This is a genomic window from Bacteroides sp. D55t1_190419_B8 (assembly GCF_015558905.1).
GTDB classification, from domain to species: domain Bacteria; phylum Bacteroidota; class Bacteroidia; order Bacteroidales; family Bacteroidaceae; genus Bacteroides; species Bacteroides vicugnae.
This window is the reverse complement of sequence record NZ_JADMOU010000006.1, coordinates 208,354-230,312: the sequence shown is the minus strand read 5'-3', so window position 1 is coordinate 230,312 and position 21,959 is coordinate 208,354. Positions and strand designations below refer to the sequence as shown.

17 protein-coding genes and 6 pseudogenes are annotated in these 21,959 nt (G+C 45.7%); 4 read left to right on the top strand and 19 right to left on the bottom strand.

The genetic code is table 11. The features are described from left to right. Nucleotides 1–21: 21 nt before the first annotated feature. From I2I13_RS08250 to I2I13_RS08240, 3 genes are read right to left on the bottom strand one after another with little or no spacing between them, the layout of a single operon-like run. Nucleotides 22–1,617: a hypothetical protein gene (locus tag I2I13_RS08250; RefSeq protein WP_005816239.1), complete on the bottom strand. Its 1,596-nt coding sequence runs from the start codon at nucleotides 1,615–1,617 to the stop codon at nucleotides 22–24. A gap of 37 nt (nucleotides 1,618–1,654) precedes the next feature. Next, nucleotides 1,655–1,879, bottom strand: coding sequence for a hypothetical protein (locus I2I13_RS08245; protein ID WP_005816237.1), 225 nt, complete (start codon nucleotides 1,877–1,879; stop codon nucleotides 1,655–1,657). 23 nt (nucleotides 1,880–1,902) lie between these two features. Continuing rightward, a complete protein-coding gene (locus tag I2I13_RS08240; protein ID WP_005816235.1) occupies nucleotides 1,903–2,664 on the bottom strand; it encodes a DUF4099 domain-containing protein in 762 nt (253 codons plus the stop codon). A gap of 220 nt (nucleotides 2,665–2,884) precedes the next feature. On the opposite strand from I2I13_RS08240, the gene I2I13_RS08235 reads away from it, so the two are divergent. Continuing rightward, nucleotides 2,885–3,514: a M23 family metallopeptidase gene (locus I2I13_RS08235; protein ID WP_007837448.1), complete on the top strand. Its 630-nt coding sequence runs from the start codon at nucleotides 2,885–2,887 to the stop codon at nucleotides 3,512–3,514. 162 nt (nucleotides 3,515–3,676) lie between these two features. On the opposite strand, the gene I2I13_RS08230 is transcribed toward I2I13_RS08235, so the two are convergent. From I2I13_RS08230 to I2I13_RS08215, 4 genes and pseudogenes are all read right to left on the bottom strand, one after another. Next, nucleotides 3,677–4,234, bottom strand: a complete 558-nt coding sequence (locus I2I13_RS08230) for a DUF4411 family protein (RefSeq protein WP_005816230.1) — start codon at nucleotides 4,232–4,234, stop codon at nucleotides 3,677–3,679. Beyond that, entirely contained in the window at nucleotides 4,225–5,367 is a 1,143-nt protein-coding gene (locus tag I2I13_RS08225; RefSeq protein WP_007897423.1) for an ImmA/IrrE family metallo-endopeptidase, read from the bottom strand. The genes I2I13_RS08230 and I2I13_RS08225 overlap by 10 nt, the downstream gene beginning before the upstream one ends. A 234-nt stretch (nucleotides 5,368–5,601) precedes the next feature. Next, nucleotides 5,602–5,790 (bottom strand): hypothetical protein, encoded by a 189-nt coding sequence (locus I2I13_RS08220; protein ID WP_005816226.1) that lies wholly within the window; start codon nucleotides 5,788–5,790, stop codon nucleotides 5,602–5,604. Beyond that, a pseudogene (locus I2I13_RS08215) lies at nucleotides 5,787–6,284 on the bottom strand (SIS domain-containing protein); the annotation flags it as partial. The gene I2I13_RS08220 and the pseudogene I2I13_RS08215, both read right to left, overlap by 4 nt. A 139-nt stretch (nucleotides 6,285–6,423) precedes the next feature. On the opposite strand from I2I13_RS08215, the gene I2I13_RS08210 reads away from it, so the two are divergent. Together I2I13_RS08210 and I2I13_RS08205 are read left to right on the top strand one after the other, a co-directional pair. Then, on the top strand, nucleotides 6,424–7,710 hold the full coding sequence (locus I2I13_RS08210) for an IS1380-like element ISBaov1 family transposase (protein ID WP_007664617.1): 1,287 nt from the start codon (nucleotides 6,424–6,426) through the stop codon (nucleotides 7,708–7,710). Nucleotides 7,711–9,072: 1,362 nt separating this feature from the next. Beyond that, nucleotides 9,073–9,525 carry a hypothetical protein gene (locus I2I13_RS08205; RefSeq protein ID WP_007664626.1) on the top strand — a complete coding sequence of 151 codons (453 nt, stop codon included), beginning with the start codon at nucleotides 9,073–9,075 and terminating at the stop codon, nucleotides 9,523–9,525. Between the two features lie 159 nt (nucleotides 9,526–9,684). Here the strand turns inward: I2I13_RS08205 and I2I13_RS08200 are convergent, their stop codons facing one another. The 6 genes and pseudogenes from I2I13_RS08200 to I2I13_RS08175 form a co-directional block, all read right to left on the bottom strand. Next, the gene (locus I2I13_RS08200; RefSeq protein WP_008021362.1) at nucleotides 9,685–10,179 is read right to left on the bottom strand and encodes an HD domain-containing protein; all 495 of its coding nucleotides are present in this window, start codon (nucleotides 10,177–10,179) and stop codon (nucleotides 9,685–9,687) included. A gap of 37 nt (nucleotides 10,180–10,216) precedes the next feature. Further along, a complete protein-coding gene (locus I2I13_RS08195) occupies nucleotides 10,217–10,957 on the bottom strand; it encodes a class I SAM-dependent methyltransferase (RefSeq protein ID WP_005816203.1) in 741 nt (246 codons plus the stop codon). Beyond that, nucleotides 10,938–11,152, bottom strand: a pseudogene (locus tag I2I13_RS08190) (nucleotidyltransferase domain-containing protein); the annotation flags it as partial. The pseudogene I2I13_RS08190 and the gene I2I13_RS08195, both read right to left, overlap by 20 nt. A 397-nt stretch (nucleotides 11,153–11,549) precedes the next feature. Continuing rightward, nucleotides 11,550–12,284 (bottom strand): 23S rRNA (adenine(2058)-N(6))-methyltransferase Erm(G), encoded by a 735-nt coding sequence (erm(G), locus tag I2I13_RS08185; RefSeq protein WP_008021360.1) that lies wholly within the window; start codon nucleotides 12,282–12,284, stop codon nucleotides 11,550–11,552. A 120-nt stretch (nucleotides 12,285–12,404) separates the two neighbouring features. Next, a complete protein-coding gene (locus I2I13_RS08180) occupies nucleotides 12,405–12,938 on the bottom strand; it encodes a GrpB family protein (RefSeq protein ID WP_008665086.1) in 534 nt (177 codons plus the stop codon). 117 nt (nucleotides 12,939–13,055) lie between these two features. Further along, nucleotides 13,056–13,367, bottom strand: a pseudogene (locus I2I13_RS08175) (ATP-binding cassette domain-containing protein); the annotation flags it as partial. On the opposite strand from I2I13_RS08175, the pseudogene I2I13_RS08170 reads away from it, so the two are divergent. Beyond that, a pseudogene (locus tag I2I13_RS08170) lies at nucleotides 13,362–14,174 on the top strand (IS1380-like element IS614 family transposase); the annotation flags it as partial. The pseudogenes I2I13_RS08175 and I2I13_RS08170 overlap by 6 nt on opposite strands. 99 nt (nucleotides 14,175–14,273) lie before the next feature. Here I2I13_RS08170 and I2I13_RS08165 read toward each other — a convergent pair. The 6 genes and pseudogenes from I2I13_RS08165 to I2I13_RS08140 all read right to left on the bottom strand — a co-directional run. After that, nucleotides 14,274–14,612 (bottom strand): annotated as a pseudogene (locus I2I13_RS08165) (SIS domain-containing protein); the annotation flags it as partial. Next, nucleotides 14,609–14,923, bottom strand: a pseudogene (locus tag I2I13_RS24465) (hypothetical protein); the annotation flags it as partial. The pseudogenes I2I13_RS08165 and I2I13_RS24465, both read right to left, overlap by 4 nt. Before the next feature lie 137 nt (nucleotides 14,924–15,060). Beyond that, nucleotides 15,061–16,419, bottom strand: coding sequence for an efflux transporter outer membrane subunit (locus I2I13_RS08155; RefSeq protein ID WP_005816221.1), 1,359 nt, complete (start codon nucleotides 16,417–16,419; stop codon nucleotides 15,061–15,063). After that, nucleotides 16,420–19,533, bottom strand: coding sequence for an efflux RND transporter permease subunit (locus I2I13_RS08150; protein WP_008021345.1), 3,114 nt, complete (start codon nucleotides 19,531–19,533; stop codon nucleotides 16,420–16,422). Continuing rightward, nucleotides 19,530–20,651 (bottom strand): efflux RND transporter periplasmic adaptor subunit, encoded by a 1,122-nt coding sequence (locus I2I13_RS08145; protein WP_005816213.1) that lies wholly within the window; start codon nucleotides 20,649–20,651, stop codon nucleotides 19,530–19,532. Before I2I13_RS08145 ends, I2I13_RS08150 begins: the two co-directional genes overlap by 4 nt. 43 nt (nucleotides 20,652–20,694) lie before the next feature. After that, nucleotides 20,695–21,897 (bottom strand): GNAT family N-acetyltransferase, encoded by a 1,203-nt coding sequence (locus tag I2I13_RS08140; RefSeq protein ID WP_008021343.1) that lies wholly within the window; start codon nucleotides 21,895–21,897, stop codon nucleotides 20,695–20,697. Nucleotides 21,898–21,959 lie beyond the last annotated feature (62 nt).

Below are 21,959 nucleotides of genomic sequence, written 5' to 3'. Positions count from 1 at the left end.
TAAATTGTAAATTATACATTGTTAATATCCTCTCCTTATCTCCGTGGCAACATGATTTGCTTCTGCCTCAAAGTACCTTGCCGCAATCTCCTGTGGCGAATCCACTCCCGGTTTGAAGTAAGGACGTGGACCGCCATGATGCTCTGCATAGAACTCCGGGGCTGGATGGTGATGATGGTGGCTTATGTCATGCGCCACCTCTGCTGTAACGACTGCTCCTGCCGTCAGAGCCGCCAATATCTTCGTGCCCAGTCCGGCGTTGGTTTCGGGGCGTGTCTTCATATCCACTTCACTGAAAACCTTGGAGAAGAGTTTCATGCGATGGTAGTCATCCACCGCCAAGAACTTGTCGTAGTCCTTCTGCTTGATTTCGTGCGTGATGGCTTCTCCATTGATAATGGCGGTCATGCGATACTTATCTTCGCCTTTCTTATCTCCCTCCATCGGAGGCACTTTCTCCACCATGATGTCACCGACTTTCACTTCACGCCCATGCGCTCCCTCACGATACCAACCCTTGTTCTCATTAATCAAGGCAAGGTCTTCACCTCTCACCATGGCATCGCCTTGCAACACGTCACGTCTGACAGTCTCGTCCTCTTCCAACGGAAGCAACCGTTCCTCGTCTTGTTGCTGACGCTGCTGCAACTCCTGTTCAAGTTCGGGATGCAGATGCAGGTCGATGCGCTCCTTGCTATTCAGTGTGTCCATCAGGATTTTGTCAGCAAAGTCGTCCTTGATGATGCCATTCAGCAGTTCCAAGCGTTGAACGACGGGCACTTCCTTGATGGAGTTGGAGGTGAGTTTCTTCAGTTCCTCATCTGTCAGGTCATACACCATGTCGGCATTGACGCTGTTCGACTGAATGGTCAGCGTCTTCGCATTCTCATCAATGATGATGCCATGCGATGCCAGACACTCCTGCCACTTCTCATTGGTGAAATAGACAGGCGAGGTAATCAGTTCCTTATAAGGCTTGGCTGGCTCCGTGCTTCTCGTGCGGCTGATGGAAGGCATTATGATTCCCTCCAAATCTTTCAGCACATCCTGTTGCTGAGGGCTATAACTCTGTTGCTGTCCCTTATAATAGAACCCATAACCGCCGCTCTGCAATTCGCCAGGCTTCATTCTGCCGTCCCAACGTTCAGGCACAATCGGGGCTTCGGGGAAGAACAATCGTCCTCCAACTCTGCGAAGATGGAATCCCTCCTGACTGCGTGGTGTCCAACCTAAAAAGGGTGGTGGCATATCGATGCGCCCCATCCGTCCATACTCGCCGATACCAACACGATAGCCGTGCAGCCCCATAGCTACACGACCGTTGGCATTGCGTGCATGAACGAAGTTCTTGGGCATATAGAAGTCGTTGCCCACAATGCCCGTAAAGGTATTGTAGGCTAACTTGTTGGCATGATTCGTACCCCAGTCGGTCAGAGCCAACATCTGCTTCTCGGTGATGTTATAGGTAAGCAGCGGACTGTCATGCCCTTGCACCACAAGCTGATAGCCGCTGCCATTACTCACCACATGAGCCTGCATACCATTGCGCATGAGCAAGTCACGCATCTCTGGTTGCAGGTCCATCTGTTGGGGATTCGTATTCTTTCTTATCGCCATACTTATTCTTCACTCTTCATTCTTCACTCTTCATTTATCATGCTTCACCGTTCTCTATTGCCTTCTCCAGTTCCTCATCTTTGTGATGGACAAACTGCTCCGCACTCTCTTCACAAATGCAGAGTCCGTTGTTCAGACAATAGCTCTCATATTCTTCCTGCCATTCAGCAGAATGATGGTTGACATACTCCAACCAACCGTACTCGCCGCTCTGTATCTTCTCGACGAGCACATCCTCTGGATAATATTTATTTGATGCCATATACTTATTATATTATGTGTAGATTATTTGTGCATGGAAAAAGAGGCGCGGTTGCGCTCTCCATTCTTCTTCTGCTCATTCCAAAGTTCTTCCGTGTATTCCTCTTCAGGCACATAGTCAAGATTACCGTCATCGCCCATTACCCAACAGCCATAGCACCCGAAGGTGTATTTGTCCCACTCTCGCTTGGTGTTCTCCTTCCACTTCTGACTGTCGCCTTGATTAATCCTTATGCCGGTCTTATCGTTCAGGTCAATACCCACCGTCACCTGTTCGTCCTCCATGATGAGCGTGAGCGGCTCACCCTTCTGCATCACGGTCAGTTCTGCCGAACTCAGTTTCAGTTCATCCTTCAGCACCTCCAAGTTGCGCCCGATGACAGGCGTAGGTACCGACATCACCTGATTGGTCTCCGTGTCAATCTGCACGAAAGCCTTGCTGCTCCTGCCATCAGCATCCTTAACATCGGCAAGGATAGCCTTTCCAGCCAGCAAGTCCTCCTGCTGTTCCTGAGTAAAAGCCTCCAATGGTGATTTCTCCAACTGCGGATAGAAGACCACATCCACCTTGCCGTCCTCCATACGGACCAACGCAAATCGGGTGCGGCTCTTCAATGTCTCGCCCTCATCATTATTCACCTGAATGGGCAGCAACGGTGAACGTCGTCCCTGACCAATATCTTCCAACGCCCACATGGGCAGGTCTTCAATCTTCTCTTGTGTGAGACCAAAACGAGCCAGTGTCTGATAAGGCACCTCGCTCTCTTCAAATCGTACTTGCTTCATACTTTAACTTTGAATTTGAAATTAAACTCATGCAAAGTTATATACCTATTCAGAGACAAGCAGAATTGCATAAGATAATGCGTGTTATTTTTGACGATTATTATTATTTGAGTTTGATTTCTGCTCAAAAATCAAACTCGATTGCTATATTATGTTACAATCTTCTTGTCTTCCCTTTGTTCTTTATGCCAGTCAAAGAATTGCTTGTTACTTTTGCACCATGAAACGATTTCTACTCATCACAATAGCAGCAATATTCTGTTCATCAGCAACAGTATGCGCTCAGTTCAATACCGTCACACAGACTAAGGTACACCGCAAGGCTGTGCCAAAAACGACGCAGTCCGCAACATCCGAACAACTGCCTCCGTGCTCGCCGCATCAGCGGCGAGACTCTCTTGCCTTTGCCCCATTACAAACCCAAACGGAGCAGACCGACCGCCACACGGCACTTGTCAGTCCACTCCGTCATATCTCTGTCACCAGCCCTTTCGGCTACCGCAGAGACCCATTTACAAAAAGAAAAGCCCTACACAACGGGCTTGATTTGAAGGCAAATTACGAACCCACATACGCCATGATGCACGGCGAGGTCATCAAGGTAGGCAAGGACAAACGTTCAGGCCTCTATGTCACCCTCCGTCACGGCGACTTCACCGTCAGCTATTGCCACCTCTCCCAAACTCTCGTCACCAAAGGCACCCACGTCCGTCCCGGCATCATCATCGCGCTGACAGGCAACAGTGGTCGCAGTACTGGTCCCCACCTGCACCTCACACTCAAAGACACAAAAAAAGGACGAGCCATCGACCCGTCCATTCTTCTCAATCTTATCAAGCATCCACTCTAATAGAACGCCTTGTCTTTTGTCGTTCACATCACCCCTTCCGCATTGCAATAATGTCTTAAATATCTAATCCTCAACAATTTCTATTCTTGAAAAACAAGTGTTTTATTCACGAATATAATATGATTTCGTGAAAGATGTCATAAGATGATACTAATATCTATGCTATTTGTCAATAAAGAACCCGTTTCTATGCAGATATTCTGAAACGGTTAGTGTTCCAATCCCTATCTGCTCACACAACAAAGGAAGTTTCTTGAACAACTTACCGTCATTCTGCTGCCTTGTTTCCTCCGTCATTACTTGCATCTCTTCCAGATGGATAGCGTCCGAGTGTCGTACATTCAGTGCATAAATGATAATCTTAGCATCACCTGTTTTAAGGTATTCTTCCTTTTGCTCTATGTATTCTTCTTCAGTCAGTTCCTGCTTCTTCAGTCTTACACAGAAATTGTTGTCTATCATGTTGCTGAATCTCTCTGGGGCACATGGAAATAGATCCTTTGTCGGAATGACCAATTTCTTGTCTTTGAGGAAAGGCATCTTTTCAACTGCAATTCCTTTGGAGGTGCGTTTTGATTCATCCAGAATCACATCAAGTAGCATCAAATCCTTGCGGGAGAACGCCTCTTCCAGGAATGAGTACAACTGTCCGTCCTTATCCAAGGGAAGATAATTCTTGGCAATCATCACCAATGAGCATGTATCAACAACTATCGCCATAACTCCCTCTCAAAATTTGCTGGTTTGACATTGAGTCTCGAACAGAAAGTGGTCTCGTTGACCACTCCATTGAAATAGGCATATTGCATGGTTTTCAAGAATAGCGGAGAAATGATGGGCTTTGGTGTTCGCCCGCCTCTCTTCTCAGAGTTTTTCAACTTTTCCTGTTCCTCTCTTCTTCTGTATTCCTCTGCCAATTCACTCTTGACATTGCTGTAGCTCGAATAGCTGATTTTCCTGTCGATATACATCCTTGTATATAAGGCAAGACGGCTAATGTGCGTCCGTGCACTGATAGCCTTGAAGAGGTCAATGCAGTAGTCGTTACGGGAATCTACACATGCTATGTTAGCAAGTGTTTCTGCTTCTTGTCCCATAATGAACTGATATGCAAAATCATTGCACCATCTTTCGACATCACTGTATGAAGTCTGTGCCGAGATGTCCATCATGTCCACCGACTCCACTTCTTCAATCCCCAATAGACAATGCCCCAATTCATGCGCCAGAGTGAATATTTCTCGCTTGTAATGCTTATGATGCTTAAGCACTATCACATTGGGCTTAAGGTAAAAACCGTCAATGTTGGTTTTCTCTTTCTTGTTCCATGTCTCTATGTATTCAAAGACAAAAATGCCATGATCGGCGATTTTTTCTATCATCTTCACAAGAAACTGCCTATGATTGACAGTTTCCCCGGGATAAAAAAAATCTCTTGCACGTACGGCTACTGTCTTAGGGTCATCTTGTAGGGTGTAGTGTTCTATGTCAAACTTCACATCCAGTTGCGACAGTTTGTTGTATGCATCCAAAGCGTTTTTCAGACTCTCGAATCGGTTTACAGTACGGATCGACTCCAAGTTCAGCTCTGTTCCGAATGAGGTCTTGCGGAAGAAGATACTGCTGCTTGCATTGGTTGACAACTTAGAATAGTCTTGAAAGAAACTGACTTCTTTGTCGAATATCTCACCTATACGCTTCAACACCCCCAAATCAATAGAATCTCCACTGATGTCTGCGGCTCCTGTTATCCGTTTCCTGCCTTTGTTCAGAAGAGACAACAAGTCATCCACCGACATCTTGTATAATGCCAGCAGGTATTCTAAACGTTTCTTGTTAATCTCTACTTTCATATCAGCCTCGATTGAACTATTGTTGTTTTGATGCAAATGCTTAGGCACAATTTTGCGTTGCAAAATTACACATTTTCACTTAAATGGGCGAATTTTCATGCTGAATATCACTGGAATTTATGTTTATTTTGCTAAATCGCTACATTTCGCCACCAAAAAGACACAAAAATAGGACGAATCATCGACCCGTCCTTTTGTTTTTAGCCTTTTTCGTTCTAACCACAGCCTGCAATGTTATTCATCAACTGGTTCATCACTCGCATGTCTCATTTCGTAAACTGTCCATAAGGCTAACACACATTCAATGGCTATCACGGTAATGGCCGCAGTCATGCCCCACCAGTGGGCAATAAGCATAAAGATGCCAGCCTCAATGCACAACGCAAAGAGGATGGTAACAATAAGTGATAATATTCTATTCATTCTACGGTAACTGATTTAGCAAGGTTTCTTGGCTGGTCAACATTCCTATCCTTGTTGATGGCGATGTAATAGGCCAGCAACTGCAATGGGACGGAAACAACGAGAGGTGTAAGGCATTCGGGTACGTCGGGCACTTCAAGGCAATGGTCGGCGATGTCCTTCATTGCGTCATTGCCCTTGGTAATGATGGCGACAACCGTACCGCCACGCGCCTTCACCTGCCTTACATTACTGATTATCTTGTCATACAGCGAGTCCGTTGGAGCAATGACCACCGTGGGCATCTCGCTATCTACAAGTGCAATCGGTCCATGCTTCATTTCCGCAGCAGGATAACCCTCCGCATGGATATAGGATATTTCTTTCAGCTTCAACGCACCTTCAAGGGCGGTGGGGTAGTTGTACCCACGACCGAGATAAAGGAAGTTGCGGGCATAGGTGTATATCTTCGACAAGTTCTTGATTTTGTCAGCAAGTCCCAACACATCTTTTATATACCTTAATTCCGCAACACTATTATAAATATAACTTTTTAAGTACCTGAGCAACAAAAAGTTGCTCAGGATTTTGTCATGTCAGATTTTTCACCTATCTTAGTGTTGCAAATCAAAATATGTATCAAACCCGACAGACATGGCAAAGAAAGCAATAAAATCTGAGAAACTCACTCCTTTTGGAGGAATATTTGCAATGATGGAGCAATTTGACTCCACATTGTCATATGTAATTGACACAACCCTCGGTCTAAGATGCAGGCTGTATGGTTATCAATACAGCGAAATCATCCGTTCTCTCATGAGCATCTACTTCTGTGGCGGCTCATGTATTGAGGATGTCACAACTCATTTGATGCCCCATCTCTCGCTTCATCCGACACTTCGTACCTGCAGCTCTGACACTATCCTCAGAGCGATAAAGGAACTGACGCAGGAGAACATTTCATACACGTCAGATACGGGTAAGAACTACGATTTCAATACGGCTGACACCCTCAATACCTTACTGCTCAATTGTATGTGTGCAGCTGGTCAGCTGAAAGAGGGTGAGATGTATGATGTTGATTTCGACCACCAGTTCATAGAAACAGAGAAATATGATGCAAAGCATACATACAAGAAGTTCCTTGGTTATCGACCAGGTGTGGCGGTTATTGGAGATTTGATTGTCGGCATTGAGAACAGCGACGGCAACACAAACGTCCGTTTCCATCAGAAGGACACGCTGAAGAGATTCTTCGAAAGGTTTGAACAGAACAATCTTGTTATCAATCGTTTCAGAGCTGATTGCGGCTCGTGCTCTGAAGAGATCGTGGAAGAGGTTGCCACCCACTGCAAGACCTTCTATATCCGTGCCAACCGCTGTAGTTCGCTCTACAATGACCTCTTCGCTCTCAGAGGCTGGAAGAGGGGAGAAATCAACGGCATTGAGTTTGAGCTGAATTCCATTCTTGTAGAGAAGTGGAAAGGCAAGACATACCGGCTTGTGATTCAAAGGCGGAAACGGATGGACGGTGAGCTTGACCTCTGGGAAGGAGAATACACATACCGCTGCATCCTGACCAACGACTACGAGCCTTCCGTAAGAGAGATTGTCGAGTTCTATAACCTCCGCGGAGGAAAGGAGCGCATCTTCGATGACATGAACAATGGTTTCGGATGGTCCAGATTGCCCAAATCCTTCATGGCAGAGAACACAGTGTTCCTTCTTCTTACAGCACTTATCCGTAACTTCTACAAGGTCATTATCCAAAGACTTGACGTAAAGAGGTTCGGACCCAATAAAACAAGTCGCATAAAAGCGTTTGTCTTCAGATTTGTCTCTGTACCAGCCAAATGGATCAGAACATCAAGGTGGTATGTGCTGAATATCTATACCTGTAATAATGCTTACGCAGATGTATTCCAGACTGATTTTGGATGACGACTACAACTTATGGGTATGATACTGCGTATTGTCTCAAGTCGCATTGTGGGGTAAGGGGGTATTGTAGGCAGAAGTGGGTATTTCAGCCTCAATTTATCTAATAATTCAGTAATGAGAGAACGTGTACACGTAAATAGGACGATGAAGGACTTAGTTGCGGATTTGAGGCTTATGAAAAGCGTATTGCTTTCTCAATACATGCCGTTCCTCTTCGCTCAGCGACAGGAAATAGGCTTTCCATCCCGGACAGAAATTGATGTGCCATCGCCAAAAACGACCCAACAATGACTTGGGTGAACGGTCGTATCGCCGCCTCAGTGGGCACTGCTGACAGTTATGTTTCTTTTCCAATACTTTATCTATTTATCTTTCGTAAAACTCTCGTGGCAAAAATAAGGATTATTTTCAGTGATCAAGCACACAGTTCATTAAAAAAGAGAGGATTTGCTAAGATTCAGAATAACGACGAGCCATCGACCCCAACGGGAGTCGAACTTCAAGTAACCGCACATGATACAATGTGCGGGTCGAAGTGCCTTCCCAATCCACGACCCCAACGGAGGTCGAACCTTTCTACAGATTATATGGTTCGACCCCGTTGGGGTCGGATGTATAGGAGTCATCTGGCCATCCGCAAGTCTTTGACATTGCGGTTAACGGGGGTGAGACCCTTTTCAGGGTCTGTTTGTTTGCACACCTTCATTCTACATAAACGGCTAAATTCAAATATTAAAAGCGTTTACATATTGCAACGTATTTATCTGTTATGCTCCTATTAAATTGTTCTATATCCTTATACTTTTCAACTAAATCCTTTATCACAGGCGCATTTAAATCGACGTTTAGGGTATATTGAACAAAAGCACGTAGCATCTCATAATTATAATTTACTCAAGTTTCGGATTTAGGTTGAGAGGATAGATTTGGGCATAAAAAAGGCTTTGAGGATTTCCGTATGTCACGGAAATTTAGTAATTTAGAGGTGCCCAAACAACTAATTACAATCACTCAAAGCCATGAGCAAAATTACAAAAATTCCATCGGAGATCCGCAACTTTTTCACGGGAAAACGAATCAATCCCGCATTTTCCAAGTTTATGACCCTCCTTGAGGGGATGAGGATTTCAGACAAAGATCTCGGAGGGAAAAAACGTGAGAACTGTCAGCTTACCAACCTTCAACTTTTCCAGATCATATTGATTCTGCCGTTTATGGCCGTCCCGGGTTTTTCTCATTATGCCGGATCGTCAATCTCGAAACTGTTCGGGGGTAAGAAGGACCTACTCTATTCGTTTATGGCCAAGGACAATATAGACTAGCAACATCATCTGGCACATCGCCTGTCATCTCATCAAGGCCGTGACCATAAGGAAAGACTATCAAAAGAGCCATCTTCCGGCAGTGCTTATTGTGGATGATTCCGACCTGCCGAAGACCGGATTGAGGATGGAGTGTATTGGCAAGATATTCTCGCACGTGTTTCAGCGGTGCATTCTCGGCTACAAGCTGCTGGCCCTGTGCTGGAGCGACGGCCGCTCTCAATTTGTCGTGGACTTCTCGATTCACGGCGAGAGAGGGAAGGTCGATGGCAAGGAACAAGGTCTTACGGCCCGGCAGCGCGAGAGGCGCTACAACCGCAAGCGTGACAGAGACTGCCAGACCGAAAAACGCAAGGAAGAGTATTTCGTATCCAAGCTTGAGCGCCTGAAGAGCATGGTGAAGAGACCATTGGAGGATTGTTCGCCGATATATATGAAGGCGTACACGAGCTCACCGTCGTGGAAAAGATCTGGTCAATCATTATTGATGTAATAGCAATCGTGGCTGAGATTTTTACCATTGACGAGAACGAATTGATGGAGCAAATTATACGGGATAACCGCAGGTTCAAGGCCATGCAACTGATCGCTCAGACTGCATAAAACCTAAATCCGAAACTTGAGTAAAATACATAACTGTAATAATCTACTACTAATCTAAAATAAAGCGATTATAAGCTATCCTTTTCCCTGTGTTTGTTTTAAAGTTTTCACCTATACACTTTTTTATCTTTTCCTGTTCTTTTTCTTTATCCATAACCATTAAATTTTCAAGCAAATCAGCTTCCCATTGTATTTGAAAATCAAGTCCATTAATTTTAGATGGAGTATGGTGGTTGCCTATTATAAAGCATATTCTATCAATATTTTTGTTATAGCCTACCTTTTTTAATATTTCTTTCGCTACTGCTGGTCCTTCCTTTTCTTGATAGACACCATCAATAGAACCGTATTTTTTTTGTGCTTCAACCGCACCAATATCATGTAGTATAGCAGTAATACTGATGAATTCTTTTTCTTCCTCTCCGATATTTTCTCCGTTCATTATATCTTCTGCATTTTTCAAAACTTTAAGAGTATGCTCTATGCCAAAAGGTATTTCTTTGAATACTTCTTTCATCTCTATAATAATTTTTTCTTTAAACATAAATTGCCTCTATTTATTCTTTATAGGTGTTTTAGTTCTATCTATCCATTTTTTTATTGGCCGATACAATCAGCATCATGGGACGGCGCATTTCATCCTGCATCCCCGGAATATCCATCATGTTTTCCGGCGGCTGTGGCTCCACAATCTGATTTATTATAAAACCATTTGAAAGCAGCGTATTTAGATATGTGGTCAGTGTTCTATGATATTTTGTAACCTTTTCTCCCAAAAATACAGCTGTCCGTTTGCCCTCATAATAATAATTATCCACTGGAAAATGCAGTATTTCTCCTTTTTCGTTATAATGCCAGTCTTGTGTTCCATAGGCAGTAAAAACAGGATGTTCAACCGTAAAAACTAGCTTACCACCAGACTTCAGTATTCTATATATCTTTTTTACTAAAATCTCATAATCTGCTACATAGTGAAACGCAAGTGAACTTAATATTACATCAAAACTCTCCTCTGGGAATTCCACATCTTCTATAGCACAGCATTTATATTCAACCTGTGGAAAATGTGTTTTTTCTTTGGCTACCTCGAGCATTTTATGAGAAATATCAACACCTACAACAGAAGAAGCACCGTGTTCCATCGCATAAATACAGTGCCATCCATAGCCGCATCCTAAATCAAGCACACGCTTATCTTTAAAATCCGGCAGCAGCTTTCTCAATGTTTCCCATTCTCCTGCACCGGCTAGTCCCTGCTGTGAGCGACTCATTTGACTGTATTTTTGAAAAAATATATTATCATCATATTTGTTTTCTTTCATCTGAATTCCCCTTGTTTAAAAAGTTATTTATCTCCGTTGCAATTTTCTTCACTTCTTTATAAGGCTTCCCGGTCATATCATAGCATTCAAAAAGTGAAAGACCGAGTAATTCAAAAATATGATTAACCCTTTGGCGTATTTTTCAGGTTTATATTAAAAAGTTTCAAGCAGTTTTATAGCTTTCTTTTCGCCTATTCGAACGTGGTGGAAAGTACGCGAACATAAATTCCCGCGCCCCTATGCGCACGCAGTGCGCTCACGTGCCGAAGGCACATATCGCGCCAGAGGCATATCGCACGCGAATGAAATGTAGCGTATATCGCAAATCCGTGAGGATTTATATCGCTTTAGTTTGTCTGCTTCGTCAGACAAACTAAACTTTCCACGTGGCTGGAGAGGACAGAATGAATGTCATTTGAGTACGTCCGTTCTCGGAAACATATCCACTTCGCTTTTGGCACTATCGGTATACGGGAACATATCCAATCTCTCTCAGGAATGTATACCATACTTTTAAAAGGCAGAATAGCATTTTAACTAATGCTACCCTACCTATAACTAAACATTTACAGTTGCATGTGGCCTATTGTTTTTAGCCGTTAAATATTTTATAACTATTAAATAGCGATACAAATTGTTCGAAACTAATATTGTTTATATCATATATTCTCGCATATTTTAAAGCTTTATTAAATTGATTTTTTGTAAACAGTTTTTCATACTCTTTGTTAACCCATTTCATTACAAAAGTTTCATATTTTTTTCTCTCTTTAAATGCCATTTTTGCTGGCTTTCTTTTTAATACAATTAATGCGCTATCCACTTTAGGTTTTGGATGGAAATAATACCTGGGAATTTTTGCTAATATAGAAATATCTACCTCTGCCATTAACAGCAATGCTAGTGATCTGTTTGTATCTAATAACATTTTAGCAAAACCATATTCTACTATTAAATAACTTATTGTGGCTGAACTTTCAAAAACAATTTTTCGAATTATATTTGTGCTTATGTTGTAAGGTATGCTGCCAAATATTTTATATGGATTGTGGCTAGGAAATGTAAATTTTAGTATATCATCATTTACTATTTGATAGTTAGGATAATTTAAGAGCTTATTACGAGTTACCTCACATAATTTAGAATCAATTTCTATCGCCGTAACAAAATTACATCTCTTTACCAATTCAGCAGTAAAATGACCTTTCCCTGCACCTATTTCAAAGATGTTATCTTTTTCATCTAAACTTATGCAATTCATTATTTTTTCTATGTGATATTTTGAAGTAATAAAATTTTGACTATCTTTTATATTTACTTTGTTCATTATAACCCCTCCTTAATTTATTTCATTAACAAACAGTTTTTATGTTTTCATTTGGATATAGTTTTTTCTTATCTGGTCCTATCATAGGATACACCTCTCTTTCATACTTTTATATATTTTCTATCGTGTTTTATATGATTCATTATTTTGATACCATAGCAAAGCATCCTTTTCTAGTTGCTTTACAAATGCATCCTTACCAGTGCAGTAGCCTTCAATATCCTCCGAGAATCGATAAGCCAGCTCCATCTTTAATTCACCATACTCTAAAGCGATGTCTGGATGTGTACGCAGAAAGTCCCTTACTGCTATATGCCTATTAATATCTTTGTGATTGCTTTGCTCAAAAATATGAATCTGGTGTGTCCTGTTATCGCCGCCTTTGCGGAAATATCTACGTCCTTCAATACCAAACTCACCCATACACTCATAACCAATCGCTACAAATTCTTTGTTATGCTTATCAACCAAACTAATATTTGTCACTACGGGCATTATATCAATGATTGATTTAGCGGCTAACCCTTTGACTGCTGTACTGCCAATATGGTAAACCTCCACCAATATATCCTTCAATATATTCTTTATCTTCTGTGATTCATTTTCATACTCTACTTCCCAAAAGGGGTCGTACGGAACTACTCGTATAAACAATATAAACCCTCCAATCTCATTCTCAACGAATAATATTTTTAGAAAAAAGTCTTTATACTTTTTAACAATGGAGCCGCCAGCCAGAACAGACTATACTGATCAGCGACTACCTTAAATTTAATGTTTCAGATTTATTTTCTTATCTCTAATTTCATAAACTACATCAGCTACATTTTCGAGTAAGCGTTTATCGTGGGTGATAAACACGATAGTTCCGGCATACTCCTTCATTAGTATTTCCAAAGCCTCTAAACTTGGTATGTCAAGGAAGTTACTGGGTTCATCCATTAGTAGGATGTTATATCTACCCATGAGCATTTTAGCTAGCAACAATTTTATAATTTCTCCACCGCTTAAAACAGATAAGCTTTTTCCAATATCGTTCTGTTTGAACCCCATAGATGCTAGCACTGAACGAATTTGACATACAAGAAGTTCCTCGGCTACAGACCTGGCGTATATGTCATCGGTGACATGATTGTCTATGTCGAGAACAGCGATGGCAACACAAATGTGCGCTTTTATCAGGCTGAGACCCACAAGAGATTCTTTGCCCTACTGGAAGCCAACAGCATCCGTGTGAATCGCTTCAGAGCCGACTGTGGTTCGTGCTCGAAGGAAATTGTCAGTGAGATAGAGAAGCATTGCACGCACTTCTACATCCGCGCCAACAGATGCAGTTCGCTCTACGATGACTTGTTTTCACTGAGGGGATGGAAGACGGAGGAAATCAACGGCATCCAGTTTGAACTCAATTCCATTCTTGTTGAGAAATGGGAAGGCAAGTGCTATCGTCTTGTCATTCAGAGACAAAAGCGCATGGATGGAGAGCTTGACTTGTGGGAAGGTGAATACACCTACAGATCCATTCTTACCAACGATTATGACTCATCAACAAGAGACATCGTCGAATTTTACAACAAGCGTGGGGGCAAAGAGCGTATATTCGATGATATGAACAACGGATTCGGCTGGAACAGGCTCCCCAAGTCGTTCATGTCAGAGAACACTGTATTCCTTCTGCTTACGGCATTGATACACAATTTCTATAAGACCATCATTAGCAAGCTTGACACCAAGGCTTTCGGGCTCAAGGAAACGAGTCGCATAAAGGCTTTTGTCTTCAGCTTCATCTCCGTACCTGCCAAGTGGATCATGACAGCAAGGCAATACGTGCTGAATATCTATACTGAAAACCGGGCTTATGCAAGACCTTTCAAAACTGGATTCGGATAAAGTCCGTTCCTTATGGTTTTAATCTGCGTATTGCCTCAAGTCGCATTGTGGGGTAAGGGGAAGGTATGCACAAATCGGACAAAATTCACGCTCATACTATCATGATGCATAGTGTTCAAGCTCTTTACTGCAATTGAGATTGCCATTGAGATTGCTTGCGGATTTTAGGATATATAGGGGCATGTTCTTCAACTCCCGGACAATCCTCTCTACGGTTGCATCATCCACAGTACCACGCATCTGTCCCACGCAGAGGGCAAGCAGCATCAGCACCGTTACCTGTCCTGTAAAAGCCTTGGTAGAAGCCACACCTATCTCAGGTCCTACATGGATGTATGTCCCGGAATCCGTATTTCTTGGGATAGAGGCACCCACGACGTTGCAGATGCCATACACAAAAGCCCCCTTGCTCCGTGCCAACTGTATGGCGGCAACGGTTCCGAGCGGTCATACTTCCTTTGTAACTCCATACACTTCTCAAAGGAGAAGTCGGATGCCTCAAAAAGAGGCTGGATAAGGTGGGCGCATTCGTTCAGCAGTCCCTTGACGATGTGGATGTTCATCTCGTGGCAGTTTCGGCAAATTGCACTGTTGCAGTTGATATACCGATGACTGTTGATGAAGTCATCCACATAGCGGTCATACCGCTTGCCATTCAAAATCACATCCTGAAGATAGAGTTCTCTCGCTTCTAAGAGTAACTCAAACAATTCTTCTGCTACATCCTGTTCGGTAGCGAAGTGGGTCAGGTGTTGCTTCTCTTCAAAAAAAGAGAAGACTTTTTAATTTGTTTTTGCATACTAAATTACTTATTTATAAGTTTATGACGACTGAAATATAAAAATTACACAACATGGTTCAGTATTAGGTTATAATTCTTGTAAAGTTACATTCCTCCTCCCAACGCATGGTAAAGTTTAATTATACTTTGTATGCGTTCAAAACGAGTTTGTAACTGTTGCACTTCCGCTTCGAGAAGAGACTGTTTGGCGGTCAGCACTTCCAGATAGGTGGTATTGGAATGACGCATCAGCGATTCTGTCTTTCGCACAGCGTCGCATAATGTTTCAACCTGCCGAGCATTGATTTCAATTTGCGATTTTGCCGTCTGCCATGCGGTCAGAGCATCGTTCACTTCCTTTCCTGCGTTCAGTAATGATTGCCGGAACAACAGTTTGGCTTCTTCCTGACGGCTTTTGGCTATCTTCAAGTTGGCGATGTTTACGCCCCGGTTGAATAACGGCTGTGTCAGGGAACCGATGGCATTAAGTAACCATTGTCCGGGATTTACGATTACGCCACCGCCGTTATTAGTCCATCCAAGAATTCCCGAGAGGGTAATATTGGGATAGAAGGCGGCACGGGCCGCATTGGTGGCGTAGAATGCTTGCGCCAGTTCCATTTCAGCCTGACGCACGTCGGGACGGTTGGAAAGCAGTTGCAAAGGGACTCCGATCGAGACAGTATCGGGGAAAGCAGCCTCGGCCAGATCACTTCGTCCAATCGAGTGTGACGGCATGGCAAGTATCGCAGACAGGGCGTTTTCTGTTTCGGAAATACTCTTGCGTATGGATAACAGGGATGCTTCGAGTCGCATCACGTTCGCCTTTGCCTGCAATACGCCAGCCTCGTTTGATTTCCCCACTTTTTTCAACGCTTCAAGAGTGCGTACGGTAGTCCGCCAGTTCTCCAAAGTCCGGTTACTTATTGTCATTTGTGCGTCAAGCATGGCAAGGGTGTAGTAACTGTCTGCAATAGTGGCGACAAGCTGTGTCTGTACGGCCTGCCGGTAGGCACGGCTTCCTTGTAATGCGGCGGCTGCGCCACGCTTTGCCGCCGTAAGTTTGCCGAAGATGTCCAGTTCCCAGCTTGCCGACGCTCCCACATTATATGTCTTTGCCGTTGCTCCGTCATGTTTATTGGCATTACCTTCGGCAGTCAGTCCCAGTGATGGAAGATATGATAGTCTGGCAGTCATCAGGACGGCTTCTGCCGCTTCCACGCGTAACCGTGCCACATTGAGGTCTGCGTTCCGTTCAAGTCCGGTTTCAATCAAGGACTGGAGTTTCGGGTCGGTAAACATTTCCCGCCACGACAGGGACGCGATGGTCATTGTATCAATGTCCGCCGGCATGTCCCGATACAGATTCTCCGTTGAGAGGTCAGGGCGATGATACCGGCTGTATGTGCCACAGCCGGCAAGCATCCATCCCGACAATATGATATATATTACTGTCTTCTTCATTTAATTATGCTTAACACGTTCTTGGATATATTGGAATACAATAAACAATGACGGCACAAGGAACAACAGAGCCAAAGTACCTACAATCATTCCACCGATTACACCTGTGGCAAGCGAACGGCTGCCGTTGGCACCCACTCCGTGCGCCATCATCAGCGGGACAAGACCGAACACCATGGACAACACAGTCATCAATATGGGGCGCAGGCGGACTTTTGCCGCACTGTATGCCGCCTGTGCCAGCGTCATGCCTTCCGACCGCCGTTTACCGGCGTATTCGGTAAGCAGGATCGCTGTCTTGGCAAGCAGGCCTATAATCATGATAAGTCCGGTCTGCATGTAGATGTTGTTCTCCAGACCGAAGAGCCACGCAAACAGGAAACTGCCCATCAGTCCGCAAGGCACCGACAACAGAACCGCGAAGGGTATGAACACGCTCTCATACAAGGCGCACAGAATCAGATAGACCAGAACCATGCAGAGCAGGAATATAAGCGTGGCATTGTTGGTCGTCTTGCTTTCCTCACGCGAAATGCCGCCAAACTCGTATGTGTAATTTGACGGAAGCACTTCACGTGCCGTCTCGCCGATGGCTTCGAGCACCTGCCCCGAACTGTAGCCCTGAGCCGGAGACCCGCTAATCGAGATGGCGTTGAACAGGTTGAAACGGGTGAGGTCTGACGGGCCGTTGGTCTTGGTCAGGCGCACGAACCGGCTCAAAGGCGACATGCCGCCATCGGTGGCACGCACATACATGTGGTGCAGGGATTCCGCATTCACACGATATTCCGCCGGAGCCTGCATGGTCACATGGTAGAGCTTGGAGAACCGGTTGAAGTCGGAAACATATTGTCCGGTATAATAGCCCGACAATGTGGAAAGCACATCTGCGGGCGACACACCCGACTGTTCGCATTTGGCGGCATCGATATCCACCCAGTATTGCGGATAATCCGTGGCAAAGGAGGAATAGACTTCGCCGATTTCGGGTCGCTGCGACAAGGCTTCGACAAACTTGTCTGCCTCTTCCTTGAAGGCGGCGATGTTTCCGCCCGCCTTGTCCTGCAAATAAAGCTCGAAACCGTTTCCCATGCCGTACCCGGCAATCATCGGAGGCGACATGGCGAACACCGTGGCATCGGGAATATCCGAAGTGGCGGCATAAATCTTTCCGATGACATCATTGACCGACTGCCCCTCTCCCTTACGCTGCTCCCAGTCTTTGAGTGTCACGAAATACATCGCCTGCGAGGGACCGGAACCGCTGAAAGAGAAACCGGCGACCGCACCGCTGTATTCAATCTCGCCGATGCTGTCGAGACGGCTGTTGATACGCTCCATCACCTTACTTGTCTGAGCCATGGATGTGCCGGGCTTCGTGTTCATGCTCACCATGACCGTCCCGGTGTCCTCTTCGGGAATAAGTCCCGTCTTTGTGACATTGACCAGCAGCACCAGCAACCCGAAAGAAATGCCTATGATGCTCCACAACAGCCATCGGCGATGGATAATGAACATCACTCCACGTACATAGCGTCGGCTCAGACTGTCGAAGACGGCATTGAACGCTTTACGGAAACGGGCTGCAAAATTGTTCTTAGTGTTGCCCTGCTCATCGATATAGGGTTTCAGCAGCAGCGCGCAAAGTGCCGGTGAGAGTGTGAAGGCATTGACTGCCGAGATTCCCACGGCAACAGCCATCGTGATACCGAACTGCGTGTAGAACGCTCCCGAAGTCCCGCCCATCATGGCTACGGGGAAAAACACTGCCATAAAGATTATGGTAGAGGTCAGGATAGCCGACGAAACGCCTTTCATGGCATCATCAGCCGCGAGAACTGCTGATTGATAGCCCTCATCGAACTTCGCCTGCACCGCTTCCACCACCACAATGGCATCATCGACCACGGTTCCGATGGCAAGCACAAGCGCGAACAGGGTGAGCAGGTTGATGGAGAATCCAATCATGGACATCACGGCAAATGTGCCGATGATGGAAACGAAGATGGATATGGTAGGGATAAGCGTTGACTTGATGTCCTGCAAGAACACATACACCACCACGATGACCAGAAGTATCGCTTCCAATAAGGTGCGGAGGACAGAGTGGATGGAGGCATACAGGAACTTGTTGGTATCGGTAAGCACCACGAATTCCGTCCCTTCGGGCAAGTCCCGGCTAAGGTCGTCAAGCACTTCGTGAATCTCCTTGATGGTGCTTGAAGCATTGGACCCGGCTTTCTGGTTGATGAGCATCATGGCTGCCGGATGCCCGTTCACTTCGGAGGAATAGTTGTAGTATTCATCGCCCAGTTCCACATCGGCAACCTCCTTCAGCCGAAGCACATTGCCGCCCGGCAGTGACTTGATGACCAACTCACCGAACTCTTCCGCGCCGGACAAGCGTCCGCGGTATTTCATCGTGTATTCATTGGCGGTAGGATGATTGGCACCGAAGGAGCCGGTGGCGGCCTCGATGTTCTGTCGTGCGAGTACGGTGGATATGTCATCGGGGATAAGCCCGTATTGCGCCATCTTGTCGGGACGCAGCCAAAGTCGCATGCTGTAGTTGGAACCGAACAACTGTGCCTTTCCCACGCCGCTGATACGTTTCAGCCTCGGCTCGACATTGATTTTCACGTAATTGTTCAGGAAGGTCTGGTCGAAGCGGTCATCGGGCGAATAGAGCGCGAAAGTCATCAGTTCGGCATTCTGCTGCTTTTCAGTGGTGACACCGGTCTTGGTGGCTTCCGCCGGAAGTTGGCTCAGTGCGCCGTTCACGCGGTTCTGCACGTTTACCGCCGCCATGTCCGCGTTGGTTCCCTGTTTGAAATAGATGTTGATGGAAGCATCTCCCGTATTCGATGCCGTGGAAGTCATATAGGTCATGTCTTCCACTCCGTTGATGGCTTCTTCCAGAGGGGTTATCACTGCCTTCTGCACGGTTTCAGCGTTTGCTCCCGGATAAGTTGCGAATACGTTGATGGTCGGAGGTGCGATGTCGGGGTATTGTTCCACCGGCAAGGAAAACATGGAAATCATGCCCAACAGTACAATCACCACCGAGATAACGCCCGAAAACACCGGGCGGTCTATAAAAAATCGCAGGTTCATTTCGTTTCGTTTTTAGGGGTTATGCTCATGCCTTCTCTCACCAGTCCCACGCCTTCGGCGACAATGGTGTCACCGACCGAAAGACCTTCTTTTACGATAAACCGGTTGCCGTCGTTCAGGCGGTCCACCGTGAGATAGGCGGCTTCCGCCTGTCCGTTTTTCAGACGGTAAGCGATAATCTTGTCCTGCAGTTCCACGGTGGCGGTCATGGGAATGGTTACGGCCTCCGTTTTCGGGTTTTGAAGGATGACATTGCCGATGCTGCCACTCAACAGTTCGCGGTCGGGATTGGGGAACAGGGCTTTGATTTGTACCGTTCCGGTAACAGGATCCACCACGCCGCTTACGGTTTCAATACGTCCTTTCGCCTTGTACAGGCTGCCGTCGTTGAGTTGCAGGCCCACTTCCGGCATCCCGGCTATCATGCTGTCAATCGAGCCATAGCGAGCCAAATATCGCCGTAGCATATTCTCCGAAATGGAGAAATAGGCATACATCTCCGCATTGTCGGACACGACCGTGAAAGGCTGTGCCATATTGGGACCGACAAGCGCACCGATGCGATAGGGCAATGTGCCTACTACTCCGTTGCTCGGGCTTTTGATTTCCGTATAGGAGAGATTGTTGCGTGCATCCGATTCTTGTGCCTTTGCCTGTTCGAGTTCAGCACACGCCACTGCCAGTTGGTTCCGGGCGAGAGAAAGCTCGTAGTCGGATATGACCTTCTCGTCAAACAATGCCTGCTTGCCCCGCAGCTCGATTCTTGCCGTTTCCACTTTTGCCTGTGCCGCGCTGACATTGGCCTGCGCCGTGCGTAATGCCGCCCGATAGGGCACTTGGTCAATTACAGCCAATACTTGACCGGTCTTCACCCGTTCACCCTCTTTCACTTTCAGACGGATAATGCGCCCGGATATTTGCGGCAGGATGTCCACATCCTGCCGTCCGCGTATGGCGGCGGAATAGGACTCGGAGATTTCCACCGGACTTGCCGCGACCTTTATGACCCGATAACTCTGCACCGCATCCTGCTTGCCGTCCGCCTGCCTGCATCCGGTCGGCAGGAACAGCATGAGAGCAAATGCGGCGAAATTCGTGATAATGAATTGCTTGTTCATATTTTCTTCTTGTTTTGTATTAATTCATAATAGGTTTGGTGTGTCACCACTGACGGATGGTATTCCACTCTTTTTCGAGAATGGCATAAACACAGGTATCTTCATATTTTGGGGAGCCGTCAGGATTGTTTACGAATGTCACAAACTCTTTGAAACATCCTTCGCGGCGCATACCAAGACGTTCGCATAAGCGTTTGGAGCGGATATTGTCATCTTCCACAAATCCATAGATACGCCGTGCGCCCGCCTCTCGGAAAAGATAATCCAACAATCCGGCTGCCGCTTCACAAGCGAATCCTTTGCCTTCAAAACGTTTGTTGAAATGCCACCCCACATTATAAGTGTCTTCATTCTCACGCAAAGCGAACACGTCACCGATAATAAAGTCATCTTTTTTCAGACTCACCGCATAGCGCAGCATGTCTTTCGGGGAATACTGCATATATGCCCATGCCGCCTCTCTGGAACAAAGGCGGTCTCCGGCAAAGCAATTCACACGCGGATGGGAAAGATACTCCAACAACCCTTCGGCATCCTTCTGTTTGAAATTTCGAATGATAATTCGTTCGGTTTCGATATATATTTCCTTGTAATAATAAAATGGTATGAGTACGCCCAAAGTAGCGAAGGCAAGCATGGCATAGAGATACTGGTGGAACCAGATGAAGGTCATCCCGTAGAACAGGAAGGCAATGCTGCACAGCCCAGAGGCCAGTCCGTCGATGCCGTCGATGAGGTTGATGGCATTGATGATGAAAACCGTAACGAAAACGGTGAGAGGGATGCTAATCCACGACGGCATGGAATGGATGAACAGCATTCCGTGAAGGTCGGACAGTTCCACTCCGCCAGCCACCAGCATGATGCCGCAGACTATCTGGATAAAGAACTTGGCACGGTAGCGCACACCGATAAGGTCATCGGCAATGCCGACAAGGTACAACATGATGATGGCGCAGAAGGCGTATGCCAATGGCAACGCTTCTGCGCCTATTTCCTTAAGCAGCTCATCATGTCCGGTTGAGACATTGACCGCCAAAAGCAGGACAAAGGAGAAGAACACTACGGGCTTGAAGGCCATACCGCCAAGGCGAGGCACTACACACTGATGTATCTTCCGCTCGTCCGGCTCGTCGAACAGTCGCCTGCGGAAGGCGATGAGCAGAATCTGCGGTATCACGATTCCTGCGAAAAACACGCACAGGAAGAATACCGACAGGATGTTGACAATCCAAATTAAACTCATTCTCTATCTAACTTTAATAGGCCGTTTGTGTCGGTCTGTCCTGTACTAATCCCTCTGTATCA